Here is a 14,434-nt window from a genome sequence, read left to right as displayed (position 1 = left end):
TTGCAAGGCTCCATGGGCCGGGTCGCCGCATGCGCGGACAACTCGGCCATGGAGTCGTGGTTCGCGCTGCTACAACGCAACGTGCTCGACCGGAAGCGGTGGGACACAAAGGAAGACCTGCGTCTGGCCATGGTGTGCTGGATCGAGCGGACTTACCACCGCCGACGGCGCCAGCGAGGGCTGTCCCGGCTGACCCCGGTCGAGTATGAGACCCTGAACCAGGCCTCACTCGCGGCCTGAAACCACCACAACCCGCGAGTCAATCAGATCCGGGGCAGTCCCCCCCGGCCCTCGATGAAGCATGAATACGAAGCGAAATTCCTCGCCATCGACATCGACGCCATCCGCGCCACACTCATCGCCCTCGGCGCGAAGCAGATACTCCCGCGAACCTTGTTGACCCGCACAATATTCGAGAACGACACGCTAGCGCGCGGGGCGTGGCTGCGGTTGCGGAACGAAGGATCCCGCTCGACCCTCACACTCAAACAGGTCACCGACGCCACCAGCATCGACGGCACCACCGAGATCGAAACCACCGTCGGCGACTTGGCCGCGATGGCCGAAATCCTCACCCGCCTCGGCGCCACGGAGGTTCGCTATCAAGAGAACTACCGCGAGGAATGGCAACTCGGCGAGGTCATTTACGACATCGACACCTGGCCGGATCTGCCGGCCTTCCTCGAGATCGAAGGCCCGAACGAGACCGCCGTCCGCGCCGCAGCCACCGGCCTGGGCCTCGACTACGCCCACGCCCGCTTCGGCAGCGTGGACGAAATCTACAAAACCGAGAACGGCCGAGACATCCTGACCGAACCGACACTCCTGTTCAACGCCGCAGCCGAAACGAACGCTACGCAGCATCCACCCGTCTGACTGTCTTCAGCATCGTGGCCGTGCTCGGCGCAGCTATCGTCGATCCATGGCCGATCGCCGTGCGGTACGCGGGGAACAGGACGACCCTGGCCAGCAGGAATCCCCTGAGGCCAGCACCGAGGACGCTGAGGTAGCAGGTCTCGGTAGCAGCCCTTCGACCCCGCAATTGCCCTGGCCGCTGGTCGATCCGGGGTCTGCGCAGCAGGTGTATCGAGAACAGAGGCAGCAGGCGGTGCACCAGCATGAGGCACAACTGCGCCAGCGTCACCAGCAGCACCAACGCCGGCTCCTATGGAATTGGACGGCGCCGAAGACGTCGTCCTGCCCAGCTGGCCGAGCTGACTTGAATCGCCCCGGGTTCGATGCACACCGTGCGCATCAAACCCGGGGCGATTCACTCTTAGCGACAACTGAAAGGTGTGGTAATCCCAGTCGTACCGGGAGTCCCTCTACATATCAGGCATCACACGCCGACCAGCTACCGAGTTCTCAGATACCCGCTAAAACGGTTCTGCGTCTTTCAGGGCTCGAGGGTGTCAATCGTGACTTGGCCGACGATCTCCAGCGGTCCCGGCTGCCGACGAAGGCAGTGCGATCACCAGCGAGTTGGCGACCGCGAAATGCAGACCCAGTCGGGGACGGATTGTCAACGGCGCGACGATGATTGGTGTTCCTTCGACAATCCGCCCCAGCTACCGTACCGGCGCATGAACACTCGCAACCGGCCGTGCGGATATCTATTCGACGAGCTCGAAAATCGTCGCGTTCGCCTGACCGCCACCCTCACACATGGTCTGGAGTCCGTAGCGGATTCCGTGGTCCGTCATATGGTTGATCAGGGTGGTGGCGATGCGTGCGCCGGATCCGCCGAGCGGATGTCCCAGGGCGATCGCACCACCGAGTGGGTTGAGCGTTTCCTCGGGCACCTTGTACTCGGCCTGCCATGCGAGTGGCACCGAGGCGAACGCTTCGTTCACCTCGAACGCGCCGATATCGCCGATGGCAAGGTTCGCCTTCGCGAGTACCTTCGCAGTCGCCGGGATCGGCCCGGTGAGCATGATGGTTGGCGCGCTGCCGACCACCACGGCCGTGTGAATCCGCACGAGTGGCTTCCAACCGTGCGATTTCGCGATGTCCGAGGTGGTGATCAGTAGGGCAGCGGCGCCGTCGCTGATCTGAGAGCTGTTGCCGGCGCTGATGACACCGCCCTCGAGAAATGGCGTGCGCAGCCCGGACAACGTCTCGACCGAGCAGTCCGGCCGCACTCCCTCGTCGGCGCGCACCACCCCGTCCGGTGTCTCGATCTCGGCGATCTGCGAGTCGAAGGCCCCGGCGGCCACCGCCGCCGCGGCCCGGTGGTGCGACCGCTCCGAGTAGGAATCGAGTTGAGCACGGCTGAGCGACCATTCGCGGGCGATCTGCTCGGCCCCGAGACCCTGGTTCGGCATGCCGTCCCCGTATCGCTTCGCGTACAACTCCCCGAGCGGGGACTGGGTACCGACCGCCGCGCCCATCGGGACTCGCGACATCGACTCGACTCCGCCTGCGACGACCACGTCGTAATGCCCGGCGACGACGCCCGCGGCGGCGAAGTGGATGGCCTGCTGGGACGAGCCACACTGGCGGTCGACCGTGGTGCCGGGAACCGACTCCGGCCATCCCGCCGACAACAACGACGTACGCGCGATATCGAACGTCTGCTCACCGACCTGGCCGACGCAGCCCCAGATCACGTCGTCGACTATCGCGGGATCCAACGACGCGCGTTCGGCGAGCGCCGAGAGTACCCGCGCGGACAGGTCCGCGGGGTGGACTCCCGACAGCGCTCCGGCCCGCTTACCGATCGGCGATCGGGTGGCCGCGACAATGACAGCATCTCGCATGACATCTCCTTGAATGTGCTTAGCTTGTAGACTTTTACGTTCGACTCCGGGTGTTCGTGACCCGCGCCGCGGCCGGGCTCACCCTTTCCGGTACGGAAATGCCCACGGGCGCAGCGGCGACCCGGTCGCTCCCCGCAGTCGCAGACACGCCGCGAAGAACGCGAACTCGTAGACCTTCGCCCCCGCCAGTTCTTCCAGATTGAGCACCTCGATCAGGGGCGCACCCGCCTCGGCCAGCAAGTAGGTGTGTACCGGGGTGTAGTTGTCCGGGTCGGTCGACGGTCCCTGCTCGACGCACATGGTGTCGGAACCGACGATCATCGCGCCCTTCTCGACGAGGTGCACCGCCGCGGCACGGGTCAGCCCGGGCGGGTTGTCGCCCCACTTCACCGTGTCCGGCCACTCCCGCATCCGGCCCGTCCTGACCAGTACGACGTCGCCGAGCTGGACATCGACGCCTTGGCTGTCGAGGCATTCGTCGATCTCCTCGGGGGTGATCCCGTACTGATCCGGCAGCATGTCGACGCCGCGCAGACCGGCGAAGTCGAGCAGGACGCCGCGAGCCACGATCGGCGGCATCTTGTCGGCGCCCGAAACCTGCCAGTTCCGGCTGCCCAGATGCTCCCGCTCGGTGAAGTTGTTGTAGATGCGGCCGTGGTAGCCGTAGTGGTTGAGGGTGTCGATGTGGGTGCCGGTATGGGTGTACATCGACATCGCGTCGCCGGAGTAGCTGATGTACTCCGTCATCTCCCCCGAGACGCCCGGCAACTCCTCGATCACATTGCCGTGCGGTGTGTGGGTCATCCAGATCTGGTATGGCGGGTCACCGATCGTCTGCCACGACGGCATGCCGATGAAGTAGTCCACGGACAGATCGAACATCTGCGTGGCATCGATTTTGCTGATGACGGCGGCCCGGGATTCCGGGGTCATCAAATTGAGCCGGCCGATCTGGTCATCAGGCCCGTACGGGCTCGTGGCTACTCGGCGGCCGGCGCCGGAGGCGGGATTGTCAGCCATGTGTTGAACTCCTTTGTGCGACACTGCTGCAGGGATTGCCGTAGTGATAGGGTTCGCCCGATCAGGGGCGGTCGTCGGTGTGTCGGGTAGTCGGCCGGTCGTCCGGAACCATCAGATGGAAGTTCGTCGATCGCTGGTGGGCGTCGGCGACCCGCAAGACGGTGGCCTCGTCGAACGGCCGTCCGATGATCTGCATCGAGACGGGCATGCCGGCGCTGTCGAAGCCGACTGGAACGGCGCATGCCGGCAGGCCCGCGAGGTTCCACTGTGAGGTGAACGATGCACTCGACCAGCGATCCATCATCGTGGGGTCGGTCTCGTCGAGTAACCGTGCGCCGGTCGGCATGGTCGGCAGGACGAGCACGTCGCAGTCGCGCATCGCCTCGGCCACCTCGTGCCGGAACAGCGCGGCGATCTTCTTCGCCTGGACGTAGTCCGCAGCGGTGAACAGGGCGCCGCGCGCGAGCAGTCCCCGCAGGTAGATCCCGTAGTCGGCCCACCGCGCCACCGCATCGTCGCGGTGATAGGCCAACGCCTCGCCCAGCAGCACGACCGTATTCGCGATCCTGGCCATATCGGCGGTGGGCAGGTTCACCTCCGACACGGTCGCGCCGCCCTCTCGTAACCCGGCGATCGCCGCGGTGACCCCGAGTTCGACCGGGCCGGAGATGTTCCCCGCGCTGAAGAAGTAGTGCTTCGGCCAGCCGATCCGCAGGCCCCGCAGCACACCATCCATCGCCTCGAGGTACCGCGGAACCGGCTGCCGGCTCGATTCCGGGTCGCTCGGGTCGTGGCCCGCCATGACCTGCAGCAGCAGCGCGCAGTCCCGCGCGGACCGCGCGATCGGTCCGACCGTGTCGAGAGTCGGGGCGAGTGGCACCACCCCGCTGGTCGGGACGCGCCCGAAGCTCACCTTGAGCCCGGTCACACCGTTCAGGGCGGCAGGGTGTCTGATCGAGCCCGACGTGTCGGTCCCGACTCCGCCCAGGGCCATGCCGGACGCGATCGCGATGGCCGAGCCGGAACTCGACCCACCGGCATAGCGATCCGAGGACCACGCATTGCGCGGGATCGGAAAGCCCTTGGCGGGGTCGTTCGGGCCGAGCGCGAACTCGTTCGTCGTCGTCTTGCCCACGACGATCGCTCCGGCCTTCCGCAGCCGTGCCACGACCGCCGCGTCGCGATCGCCCCGCCAATGCGGCGGCGGCACAAGACTGTTCGCCCGGGTAGGTCCCTCGACCGTCGCGATGACGTCCTTGACGTTGAGCGGGATCCCGTGCAGCGGACCACGATCGTGGCCGGCAGCAAGCTCGCGGTCCGCCCGGTCCGCCGCCTCGAGCGCCGCCTCCCGGAACGTGCCGACGTAGGCCCCGAGCGTTTCGTCGCGGCGATCGATGCGCGCGAACACGCCGGTCACTAGTTCGGCCACGGAACTCGTTCCGTCGCGCAACGAGGCGGCGGTCGCCTCGATCGTCGTCGCGCTGACCTGCGGGCACGAGAGGTCGGCCGTGCCCGCGGGAAATGCCTTCGGAATCGAGGTATCGCGGGCGATACCATCGGTGGCCGTGCGGTGTAGCTGGTCGAGCTGGTCCCGCAGTACGGGATAGTCTCTCGCAACGGATGCCAGCTCGTCGGCATCGACAGTCAGGCCAACGAGATCCAACAGCGCCTGTACGCGCTGTTCGTCCGATGTCATCGCGCACCCGGCATCATCGGTCGAGCAGGCCCCGGTAGCGGCTGCGAAGCATATCGCGGCTGACGATCATCTTCTGGGTCTCGGTGGTGCCCTCTCCGATCCGCCGGATCCGCAGTTCGCGGTACCAGCGCTCGAGCGGAAGGTCCTTCGTCACTCCGTACCCACCGTGAATCTGGATGGCACGGTCGACCACCCGGCCGGCCGCCTCGGTCGCGACGATCTTGGCGATGGCCACCTCGGTACGGAAGGGCTGCCCGCTGTCAGCACGTTCCGCGGCGTCCAGGACGATGAAGGCCGCCGACCGCAGATCGATCTCGTTGTCGACGAGCATCCACTGAATACCCTCGTGATCGGCGAGTTTCGCGCCGAAGACCGCGCGGGTGCCCGCGTACTCCACCGCCATGCGGTGTGCCGCCATCGCCACACCCACACAGCCCGCGGCATAAGGGATGCGGTTCTTGGTGAGACGCCCGTTCGCCATCGCGAAGCCCCCACCGACTTCGCCGAGCACATTCGCGGCAGGCACCCGGACGTCCTCGAACGACAACTCGGTCGGATAGTGGCCGGACCGCAGCGTGTGGATGACCCGGCGGACGTAGAACCCGGGGGTATCGGCATCGACGATGAAGCACGTGATGCCGTCGCGCCCGGATCCCGGGTCGCCGGTGCGGGCGAAAACCAGCCCGAAATCGGCGGTGTCGGCCCCGCTGATGAACACCTTGCTGCCGTTGATGATCCAGTCCGAGCCGTCCTGCTTCGCCCGGGTCTGAATCGACCGGGCGGGGTCGCTCCCGCCGGACGGTTCGGTGAGCGCGAAGAACGAACTCTTCTCGCCGCGCAGGATCGGGTACAGATACCGTTCCTTCTGCGCGTCGGTCGCCTCGTACAGCTGTGCCATGTCCTGCTGACCGAATGCGGCGTAGCACGGGGAGTACAAGCCGGCGCGATGCTGCGCCATCTCCATGGCCAGCAATGTACGGGTCACGGTATCCGCACCGACCCCACCGAATTCTTCCGGCACGTCGAGATTGTGCAGCCCCATCTGCTTGGTCTTGGCGACAAGCCGTTCCAGTACCGGCTTACTCACCTCGCTCTCGTCGGGGTCGAGTTCCAATTCCAACGGGATGATCTCGGTGCGGACGAACCGCCGCACGTTATCGATCAGAGTTCGTTGCACGTCTGTGATGGCAAAGCCCATGATTGCTCCTTCAGTGTGAATTCAGTCGGATGCGCCCGGTCGGGGCGTCTGCGCCTGCCAGATTCCCGGGAGGCCCACCGAATTCGTTCGTGAAAACCTGTACGAGCTCGCGATAGCGAGAAAGATAGGCATTGGTCCGCTCGTATCGAAACGACAATTCCGGTCGCTTCTCGAGCCATTCCTTCAGCGCACCGCGTAGACCGAACAGGCTCTTGCCGCCCGCGAAGTCGATCGCGATGATGTCGCTTCCGTCGGACACTTCGAAGACACCGACCGATGCGGGTACCCCGGCGATATTCTCCGCCGTGAGCGGCGTCCACGCCTTGGTCATGGCAATACTCATTTGGCTGCTGCCTCCTCTGGTGCGTCACCGGCGACCACGTAGCCGTCGGGCAGGAGCGCCCGCGGAATCTCCACGAAGCGCGAACGCACGTATTCGGCCAGTCCCTTGGCCTGCGGATCCGGGCGTGTTGTCGCGGCGACCCCGTCACCGAGCAGACCGTGCACGACGAAGTTGATCGCCCGCAGGTTGGGCAGCTCGTACCGGTCGATGTCCAGCCCTGCGGCCTCGGTGAGCAGTCCGCGCAGCCGCCCTTCGTCGAGGTAGCCGCGCAACCACTCGTACGCCTCGTCCGAGCGCGCCCAGAATCCGATGTTGGCGTCGCCGCCCTTGTCCCCGGATCGCGCTCCGACGAGTCGGCCCAGCGGGACAGACACCGTGTCGCCGTCGCTCGCCCGCCTTGCGGCCAGCACATCACTGGTGCGTGCCTCGTACTTCTCGGTGGGCGGGCGCGGCACGGCCAGCCGCCGGCCGTCCTGGAACACCACCGCGGGATCGAGGACGTCGACGGGTACCAGCGCCGGCCAGTAGACGCCATAGGCGCTGGCCGAGCGTTCGGCCCGCTCGACGTACATGCCCGGGTAGGTCCCGAGGCCGAATTCCGCGACGGCGTTGAAGAAGCGGCGGCCCGCTGTGCGTTCGTCGGGGTCCTTCACTGTCACCCGGAGGCGAGCCTCGGCCCCGACGTTGTCCGGCGCGTCCGGAGTGTCGGTGCGCATCAGTCGAATGTCGGTCTCCGCGAACGTATCCAGCCCTCCGAAGGCGTCGTCGAGACACCGGACAGCGAAGTCGGCCTTGGACTCGATGTCGAGCCCGGTGACGATGAACGTGGCGCTGTTGCGGTACCCTCCGTGGTAATTCAGGCACACCTTGGCGGTATCGGGCGCGGGACGGCCACGCACTCCGCTGACCTTCACCCGGTCGGGGCCGTCGCTGGACAGGTCGATGGTGTCGAACCGGGCGACGACGTCGGGGTTGAGGTAGTCCGGCGCGGCGATCTCGTAGAGAATCTGTGCCGTGACCGTCTCGACCGTCACCGCGCCCCCCGTGCCGGGGTGCTTGGTGATCACGCACGAGCCGTCCGCCGCGATCTCCGCCAGCGGGTAGCCCAGGCGTCGGGCGTTCGGCAGCTCGGTGAAGAACGAGTAGTTACCGCCGGTCGCCTGGGGTCCGCATTCGAGGATGTGCCCGGCGACCACGGCGCCGGCGAGCCGGTCCCAATCATCGGGGTGCCAGTCGAATGCCCAGGCCGCGGGCCCGACCACCAGCGAGGCATCGGTCACCCTCGGGCAGACCACGATGTCGGCGCCCGCCCGAAGCGCTTCGGTGATCCCCGACGCTCCGAGGTAGGCATTCGCTGTCACCGGCTCGACTCCCGCGTCGGCGAGGGTCTTCCCCGTGCCGAGATGGGCGAGGGGATGCCCCTGCTGCTGCAGATCCGGAATGCGGTCGAGCAGGTCGTCGCCTTCGATGTGCGCGATGCTGGGATGCAGTCCGAGTTTCTCGGCCAGCCGCCCGAGTTCCGCCGCGAGCCCGCCGGGATTGAGCCCGCCGGCGTTGGTGACAACCCGGATATTGCGATCGATGCAGATTCCGAGTATCTGCTCCATCTGTTTCAGAAAGGTCGTCGCATAGCCACCGGCCGTATCGCGCTGCCGGCTCTTCCAGAGAATCAACATGGTGAGTTCGGCGAGGTAGTCACCGGTCAGGACATCCAATGGTCCGTCCTCGACCATCTCACGGGCGGCGGAAAAACGATCACCGTAATATCCTGAACAGTTCCCGATTCGGAGGATATCGCGTGTTGCCGGCATTTTCACCTTCTTTGTAGCATCGTTCATGATCACAGTGGCAGTGCGACGGTGGCGGTCGCGACTGCGCACACCGTCCGGTCGGACTCCCGGGTTTCGTTCAGGTCGAGATGGACGACTCCCTGGTCTTCGCCGGCGCGCTCGACACCGGTGACCACGCCACCGCAGATGAGAACATCGCCGGGAACCGCATAACGTCGAACGGTCACCTCGAGCCTCGTCAGGCATCCACCCCCACCCATCCAATCCGTACACAACCGCGCCAGAAATGCGCCGTGCAGATGCGATTGGACGAGAACATCGGGATAACCCTCGACCGCCGCATAGTCGCTGTCGAAATGAATGCGATGGGTATTCCATGTCACCGCGCTGTATCTGAATACCTGTAGCCGGGTCGGAGTATGACGCATTTCCGGCAATCGGTCACCGACGCGGACCGCGGCGAACCGGAGATCACGGCTGGTGGCAGCGATCGAGCTATTCATCGGAGAAGAACCTTCCGTGTCGATGTCAGCAATGGTTTCCCGACTTCGTCGACAAACTCGTGCCGGTAACTGACGACAATGAATTGCCCCTTACGTCCCTGACGCAGCTCGGCATCGATCATCGTCGATCGCTCCACAACCGTCGTACCGGCGGTAATGGGTGCGTGGAACTCCATGTCTTCTCCCCCACCCATCACGCGAACGCCACTGGTGGGCAGACCATCCAGTTGCACGTCCTTCGGCACGCCGTCTGTGCGCAGGTCCTCCTCCGCCGGGCCTTCGTCCCAGCAGCTGACCGCGGTCACCAGATTGGGTGGCGCCACGATATCCGCATGCCCGCGGCTGCGCGCGAATTCGGTGTCGTAGTACATCGGGTTCGTCTCGCCGATCGCCCGCGCGTACCGCCGGATCATCAGGCCGGTGATCGGTCCGATCGAATGGGTGATCTCGGTGCCGATACTGGTGCGGATCGACTCCAGCAGTTCCTCATCAACGGGCATGGTCTCTCCTAAACAACGTTGTCGTCACGCAGCTGCAGAACTTCGGTGGCGTCCATGCCCAGTTGCTCACGCAGGACATCCTCGGTGTGGGCGCCGAGTGCGGGCGCGGCGGTGGCCGGCATCGGCGCCGACGCAGCCAGATGCAACGGGCTTCCGAAGACGTAGGATTCGCGCCCAGCCGCATCGCGGACCGGCCTGATCATGCCGTCGGCGCCAACGAGTGGCCCGTTCATGACGTCGGACAGACCGAGTACCGGCGCGCAAGGCACCCCCACGGCTTGCAACCGCTGGACGACATCCTCCCGACTGGCTTGCGAGGTCCACGTGGCGACGATCTCGTCGAGCTTGTCCATCTGTGCCACGCGAGCGGGCGGAGAGGCGAACGCCGGATCATCAGCGAGATCCCCGCGCTCCATGAGCCGGCAGAGCGAATTCCAGTGCGCGTCGGTCATACACAGGATCGCCACCCAGCCGTCCGCGGCCGGATAGACGTTGTACGGGCACACGGCCAATCCGCTGTGTTTGTTGCCCGTCCGCTCCGGCAGGCTGCCCCCGCTGTCGAGATAGCCAGCGATGCTCGAGGTCAGCGACGGGACGACGGTGTCCTGCATCGCGACCTCGACGTGCTGGCCCCGCCCGGTCACGGTGCGCTGATACAGTGCCGTGGTGATCGCCGCCATCAGGTGCGTGCCGCCGGAGAAGTCCGCGATCGCGGGACCGGCTTTGGTCGGCGGCTGATCGGGCTGCCCCGTGGTCGCCATGACTCCCGTCATCGCCTGGATCGTCAGGTCCATCGCACGCTGCGTGGCCTGGGGCGTGCCGGCACCGTACCCGCGCCCGGATGCGAGGATGATCCGCTCGTTGGCCTGGGCCAGGACGTCGTAGCCCAGGGACAGGCGCGCCAGGGTGCCGGGGCTGAAGTTCTCGACGACCACGTCCGCACGCTCGACCAAACGCAGGAACAGCTGCCGCCCGCGCGGATTCTTGAGATTCAGCCGCAGGCTTTTCTTCCCGCCGTTGAGCAGGTCGAACGCTGCGGTCTGCTGCTCGCCCACGACCCGCCACCGCACAGGCTCGCCGCCGAACGGTTCGATCTTGATGATCTCCGCACCGAGCTGAGCCAGCAGCATGGTGCAGTAGGGACCGTTGTAGACCTGGCTGAGGTCCAGCACGACGATACCGTCGAGAGCCCGCTGTATTGCCACCGAAAATCCTCCCTCGAGGACAGTGCGATGAACGAAGATGTCATCGCGATTGTGCGTTCTTCGTCCGAAGAACCCTGGTCGTCCGACAGCTCGTAAGCGGCGAGGCTCAAACCAGCTGCCGGGAATTAACTGCCGGGAGGCGTCAGCAAAACATACTACTCCGTAGGACATTTCGTCAAGACCGCCCAGTCGCCTTTCCTCGAGGTCACAGCGACCGCGCGATCAGCTCTTTCTGAATCTCATTGGTGCCGCCGTAGATGCGCTGAGCCCGGGCGTCGGCGTAGAGCCGAGCGATCGTGTACTCGGTCATATAGCCGTAGCCACCGTGCAACTGCAAGCATCTGTCGATCACCTGACATTGGACGTCGGTGAGCCACCATTTGCACATCGACGAGGTCGGAAGGTCCAACCCTGCCGACAGGTGTGTGCGTATGCACTCGTCGAGGAATACCCGCGCGACCTTCGCGAGCGTCGCACATTCGGCCAATTCGAAGCGGACGTGCTGCTTGTCCAGCAGGGCGCCGCCGAATGCCTTTCGTTGTTTCACATAGTCCGTGGTGACCGCGACGGCCAGCTCCGTGGCATTCACCGCGGTAATACCGATCATCAGGCGCTCCTGCGGGAGCTTGCCCATCATGATCGCGAATCCGCCGCCCTCCTGGCCGAGCAGATTGTCCTGCGGAACGACGACATCGTCGAAGAAGAGTTCGGTCGTGTCCGCGCCGTGCTGACCGATCTTGTCCAGGACACGGCCGCGAGTGAATCCGGCGGCATCTCTCGTCTCGACGACAATGAGAGAAATACCCTTGGCGCCTTTCGACGGGTCGGTGGAACACGCGACGAGCACCAGATCGGCGCTCCCCCCGTTGGTGATGAAGATCTTGGTCCCACTGATGCGCCACCCCTGATCCGTGCGTACGGCTCTGGTGCGAATCGCCTTGAGGTCCGAACCGGCGGACGGCTCGGTCATGGCCAGTGCGCCGATCATGTCACCGGTGGCCATTTTCGGCAGCCACCGTCGCCGCTGCTCGTCGGTTCCGTATTCGGCGATGTAGTCGGCGACGATGCCACTGTGGATCGTGTTTCCCCACGATCGGTCGCCGAGGCGGGCGTACGCCTCCTGAATCGTCGCCTGGTGCAGAAAGGTCCCGCCACCACCGCCGTACCGGGCCGGGACGCTCGCGCACAGCAGTCCGAGTTCGCCGCACTTGCGCCAGAAGGAGCGGTCGACGTGCCGCTGGGCCTCCCACTTCTCCCGATTGGCGGGAACCTCGCGCCCAAAGAAATCCGTGGCCATCGCGAACAGATCGGCCGCTTCGCCGGTCATCCACGGCCGTACCTGAGTGTCGGTCATATGTCTCTACCTCGCTGCGCAGTCCGAGTGAAAGCCACGCCCTGCGGCGAGAGGCGTTCGATGATCGTGCCCGTTCCGAGCCCGCCCCCACAGCACATCGTGATCAGTCCATAGCGACCGCCGGTTCGCTCGAGTTCGTAGAGCGCCTTCGTGACCAGGATCGTGCCGGTGGCACCGACCGGGTGCCCCAGGGCGATCGCACCGCCGTTGACGTTCACCCGATCCATATCGGCGTCGTACTCCGCGGCCCAAGCGCAGACGACCGACGCGAACGCCTCGTTGATCTCGACGACGTCGATGTCCGGCAGCGCGAGGCCGGTTCGGGTCAGGATCTTCGCGGTCGCCGGTATCGGCCCGGTCAGCATCAGGACCGGGTCCGAACCGACGAGGACCGAATCGATGATGCGTGCCCGCGCCGGCAGGCCCAGCCGATCCGCCTTCGCACGGCTCATGAGTAGCACCGCGCTCGCGCCGTCCGAGACCTGCGACGAATTCCCCGCGGTGTGGCGGCTCGCCGGGTCCCGAGCAGGCTGGACGGTCCGCAGCCCTGCGAGGCCCTCGGCCGTCGTCGGCCGGATGCCCTCGTCGCGGGCGATCGTCTTCGTTCCGACAACGACGCCCTGGTCGTCGAGCATCGGGGCCTGCACAGGAATGATCTGGGCGCCGAACCGATCCTGCTCCCACGCGAACGCGGCCCGATCCTGTGATGTCTTCGCGAACCGATCGAGCACGTCGCGGCTCAGGTTCCAGCGTTCGGCGATCCGGTCGGCCCCCTCGAACTGGATCGTGGGCTCGTGCACGCCGGCGTATCGGCCACCACGCGGGTTGCCGTACGGCCCGTCCGCGGGCATGTTGCTGCCCAGCGGAATCCGGCTCATCACCTCGACACCGCAGGCGATCGCGACGTCGGCAAACCCGCCGGCGATCTGAGCGTGGGCCATCAGCAGAGCCTCCTGAGAGGAGCCGCACTGCGCGTTCACCGTCGCTGCCGGCACCTCCAGCGGGAGGCCGGCGCTGAGCCACGCGTTGCGCGTGACGTTCGCAGCCTGCATACCCAATTGCAGAACGCACCCACCCACCACGTGATCGACCTCGGCACCGGTGAGGTTGTTCCGCTCGAGCAGGCCGGCGAGTACATCGCCGAGCAACTCGTTCGAGTGCGTGCCAGCCAGCCCGCCGTTCCGCTTGCCGATAGGCGATCGGACAGCATCGACGATGACGACGTCTTGCATGTAGACCCATTTCTCCGTGTCGTGCTTCAGCGCACACAGTGTGACATACTACCGCGTAGGTTGTCACGAGATTGTTGGCGGCGATTCGGCAGTGCGGCGCCGCGCTTACAGCCCGGCATGCCACGACAAAGCATCCGTCCGAGTAGTATGTAGAGCGTGACGCAGGGGTTTGGCAATGGCCGGGTCAGTGAACTGGACCCGAAGAAGCGGGCGAGCGCCGGCGAGATTCTCGACGCGGCGGCGAAGGCGTTTTCGGAACGAGGGTTCGCGGCCACCTCGATCGATGACGTGGCCGATGTGCTGGGGTGTACAAAAGGACGGATCTACCACTACTTTCGGACCAAGGGTGATTTGTTCATCGGAATCCACCATCAGGCGCTCGAATGGGCACTGGAAGCAGTGGGACCGACGGCCGAGCGGGACGATATCGGCCCGGCGGAGAAGTTGCGCGAGATGGTGCATCGGCACGCGATGCACCTGATGAATCGAGCCACGTATATGGGTCCTGCACAGCATCACATCGAGATGGGACTTGCCGCCGAGGGCCGTCACAAGGACGACGCGATCGCACGGATCTTCGAGATGCGGCGGCAGTTCGAGGCGTATTACGTGCAGGTGATGGAGGACGGCATCGCGGCCGGCGCGTTCCGGGACGCCGATGTGAACCTTCTCGTCAAGGCCCTCCTGGGCACGGTGAACTGGATGCACGTGTGGTTCCAGCCGGACGGGCCGCGAGACTCGGCGGACGAACGGCAGCGAATTGCCGCGGAAATCGCCGAATACGCCGTTCGCGGCGTCATTGTGTGAATCTTCGTAGGGGTACGGCGGTCCGAA

General features: G+C 65.5%; 14 protein-coding genes and 1 pseudogene. 3 read left to right on the top strand and 12 right to left on the bottom strand.

Features of this window, described 5'->3' with window-relative positions; translation table 11 throughout:
• Together ABH933_RS44110 and ABH933_RS44105 are read left to right on the top strand one after the other, a co-directional pair.
• A pseudogene (locus ABH933_RS44110) lies at positions 1-240 on the top strand (IS3 family transposase); the annotation flags it as partial.
• Positions 241-294: 54 nt separating this feature from the next.
• Positions 295-876 carry a class IV adenylate cyclase gene (locus ABH933_RS44105; protein ID WP_429428886.1) on the top strand — a complete coding sequence of 194 codons (582 nt, stop codon included), beginning with the start codon at positions 295-297 and terminating at the stop codon, positions 874-876.
• On the opposite strand, the gene ABH933_RS44100 is transcribed toward ABH933_RS44105, so the two are convergent.
• The 12 genes from ABH933_RS44100 to ABH933_RS44045 all read right to left on the bottom strand — a co-directional run bounded on the left by ABH933_RS44100 (position 854) and on the right by ABH933_RS44045 (position 13,600).
• Positions 854-1,156: a hypothetical protein gene (locus ABH933_RS44100; protein ID WP_429455311.1), complete on the bottom strand. Its 303-nt coding sequence runs from the start codon at positions 1,154-1,156 to the stop codon at positions 854-856. The genes ABH933_RS44105 and ABH933_RS44100 overlap by 23 nt on opposite strands.
• A 457-nt stretch (positions 1,157-1,613) precedes the next feature.
• Positions 1,614-2,759 (bottom strand): thiolase family protein, encoded by a 1,146-nt coding sequence (locus ABH933_RS44095; RefSeq protein WP_429428884.1) that lies wholly within the window; start codon positions 2,757-2,759, stop codon positions 1,614-1,616.
• 78 nt (positions 2,760-2,837) lie between these two features.
• Positions 2,838-3,779 carry a cyclase family protein gene (locus ABH933_RS44090; protein ID WP_429428882.1) on the bottom strand — a complete coding sequence of 314 codons (942 nt, stop codon included), beginning with the start codon at positions 3,777-3,779 and terminating at the stop codon, positions 2,838-2,840.
• A 61-nt stretch (positions 3,780-3,840) separates the two neighbouring features.
• Positions 3,841-5,475: an amidase gene (locus tag ABH933_RS44085; protein ID WP_429428881.1), complete on the bottom strand. Its 1,635-nt coding sequence runs from the start codon at positions 5,473-5,475 to the stop codon at positions 3,841-3,843.
• A gap of 13 nt (positions 5,476-5,488) precedes the next feature.
• The gene (locus ABH933_RS44080; RefSeq protein WP_429428879.1) at positions 5,489-6,673 is read right to left on the bottom strand and encodes an acyl-CoA dehydrogenase family protein; all 1,185 of its coding nucleotides are present in this window, start codon (positions 6,671-6,673) and stop codon (positions 5,489-5,491) included.
• 10 nt (positions 6,674-6,683) lie between these two features.
• Entirely contained in the window at positions 6,684-7,016 is a 333-nt protein-coding gene (locus ABH933_RS44075) for a DUF7508 domain-containing protein (protein WP_429428877.1), read from the bottom strand.
• Positions 7,013-8,827, bottom strand: a complete 1,815-nt coding sequence (locus ABH933_RS44070) for an acyclic terpene utilization AtuA family protein (RefSeq protein ID WP_429428892.1) — start codon at positions 8,825-8,827, stop codon at positions 7,013-7,015. The genes ABH933_RS44075 and ABH933_RS44070 overlap by 4 nt, the downstream gene beginning before the upstream one ends.
• Before the next feature lie 29 nt (positions 8,828-8,856).
• A complete protein-coding gene (locus tag ABH933_RS44065) occupies positions 8,857-9,309 on the bottom strand; it encodes an acyl dehydratase (protein ID WP_429428875.1) in 453 nt (150 codons plus the stop codon).
• Positions 9,306-9,809, bottom strand: a complete 504-nt coding sequence (locus tag ABH933_RS44060) for a MaoC family dehydratase (RefSeq protein WP_429428873.1) — start codon at positions 9,807-9,809, stop codon at positions 9,306-9,308. The genes ABH933_RS44065 and ABH933_RS44060 overlap by 4 nt, the downstream gene beginning before the upstream one ends.
• An 8-nt stretch (positions 9,810-9,817) precedes the next feature.
• A complete protein-coding gene (locus ABH933_RS44055; RefSeq protein WP_429428871.1) occupies positions 9,818-11,014 on the bottom strand; it encodes a CaiB/BaiF CoA transferase family protein in 1,197 nt (398 codons plus the stop codon).
• A gap of 205 nt (positions 11,015-11,219) precedes the next feature.
• On the bottom strand, positions 11,220-12,368 hold the full coding sequence (locus ABH933_RS44050) for an acyl-CoA dehydrogenase family protein (protein WP_429428870.1): 1,149 nt from the start codon (positions 12,366-12,368) through the stop codon (positions 11,220-11,222).
• The gene (locus tag ABH933_RS44045; protein ID WP_429428868.1) at positions 12,365-13,600 is read right to left on the bottom strand and encodes an acetyl-CoA C-acyltransferase; all 1,236 of its coding nucleotides are present in this window, start codon (positions 13,598-13,600) and stop codon (positions 12,365-12,367) included. The genes ABH933_RS44050 and ABH933_RS44045 overlap by 4 nt, the downstream gene beginning before the upstream one ends.
• Positions 13,601-13,756: 156 nt before the next feature.
• Here ABH933_RS44045 and ABH933_RS44040 point away from each other — a divergent pair, with 156 nt between their 5' ends.
• A complete protein-coding gene (locus tag ABH933_RS44040; RefSeq protein WP_429428866.1) occupies positions 13,757-14,407 on the top strand; it encodes a TetR/AcrR family transcriptional regulator in 651 nt (216 codons plus the stop codon).
• Positions 14,408-14,434: the final 27 nt, after the last annotated feature.

This window comes from Nocardia sp. GP40 (assembly GCF_050434125.1).
Lineage (GTDB): Bacteria > Actinomycetota > Actinomycetes > Mycobacteriales > Mycobacteriaceae > Nocardia > Nocardia albiluteola.
This window is presented reverse-complemented; position numbering and strand designations above follow the sequence as displayed.

Coding starts and splice junctions, on each gene's coding strand:
- ABH933_RS44105 (WP_429428886.1), top strand. CDS start 295: ATGAAGCATGAATACGAAGCGAAATTCCTCGCCATCGACATCGACGCC.
- ABH933_RS44095 (WP_429428884.1), bottom strand. CDS start 2,759: ATGCGAGATGCTGTCATTGTCGCGGCCACCCGATCGCCGATCGGTAAG.
- ABH933_RS44090 (WP_429428882.1), bottom strand. CDS start 3,779: ATGGCTGACAATCCCGCCTCCGGCGCCGGCCGCCGAGTAGCCACGAGC.
- ABH933_RS44085 (WP_429428881.1), bottom strand. CDS start 5,475: ATGACATCGGACGAACAGCGCGTACAGGCGCTGTTGGATCTCGTTGGC.
- ABH933_RS44080 (WP_429428879.1), bottom strand. CDS start 6,673: ATGGGCTTTGCCATCACAGACGTGCAACGAACTCTGATCGATAACGTG.
- ABH933_RS44075 (WP_429428877.1), bottom strand. CDS start 7,016: ATGAGTATTGCCATGACCAAGGCGTGGACGCCGCTCACGGCGGAGAAT.
- ABH933_RS44070 (WP_429428892.1), bottom strand. CDS start 8,827: ATGCCGGCAACACGCGATATCCTCCGAATCGGGAACTGTTCAGGATAT.
- ABH933_RS44065 (WP_429428875.1), bottom strand. CDS start 9,309: ATGAATAGCTCGATCGCTGCCACCAGCCGTGATCTCCGGTTCGCCGCG.
- ABH933_RS44060 (WP_429428873.1), bottom strand. CDS start 9,809: ATGCCCGTTGATGAGGAACTGCTGGAGTCGATCCGCACCAGTATCGGC.
- ABH933_RS44050 (WP_429428870.1), bottom strand. CDS start 12,368: ATGACCGACACTCAGGTACGGCCGTGGATGACCGGCGAAGCGGCCGAT.
- ABH933_RS44045 (WP_429428868.1), bottom strand. CDS start 13,600: ATGCAAGACGTCGTCATCGTCGATGCTGTCCGATCGCCTATCGGCAAG.